General features: G+C 76.5%; 1 protein-coding gene. It reads right to left on the minus strand.

What is annotated here, in order from left to right:
• Positions 1-566, minus strand: a 566-nt coding sequence (locus tag CCN51_RS52840; protein ID WP_143676288.1) for an acyltransferase domain-containing protein, incomplete at both ends; no start/stop codon positions are given.

The raw sequence follows: 566 nt of genomic DNA on the forward strand, positions 1-566 counted from the left end.
GGTGCGGGGGCGCGGGGCCACGGCGGAGCGCAGCTCGGCCAGCGCGCGGGTGTCCTCGCTCAGCGGGCTGAGCAGCGCGTGGGAGCTTGACCGCGAGTGGGCGGGCAGGCCGGCCCGGACGAAGTTGTGCAGGGTGCCGGACGGGCCGAGGTCGAGGTACTGGTACGGGCCGCTCCGCTCCAGCGCGGTCAGCGTGGCCGCGAACTCGATCGGCGCCCTGGTCGCCCGCCACAGGTGGTCGGCCGTCACCCGGTCGACCGCGCCCATGGCAGCGCAGGACACGATCGGGATCCGCGGCGGCCGCAGCTCCGCCTCCGCGACGGTGGTCCGGAACGCCGGCTCGCCGGCGTCCATGAGGGCCGAGTGGAAGGCGTACGGGACGGGCACCCGGTGGCAGGCCACATCCCGCGCCCGCAGCAGTTCCTCGGCGGCGGCCAGGACGTCGTCGGCGCCGGACAGGACGAGGTGCCCGGGGTAGTTCCGGGCGGCGACCTCGGTGTGGTCGCGCAGCAGCGGGATGTCCCGGTGCAGCCGCTCGTCGCCCAGGACCGCGAGCATCCCGCCGG

Origin of the sequence: Streptomyces milbemycinicus (assembly GCF_002154605.1) — a bacterium.
Classification (GTDB): domain Bacteria; phylum Actinomycetota; class Actinomycetes; order Streptomycetales; family Streptomycetaceae; genus Streptomyces; species Streptomyces milbemycinicus.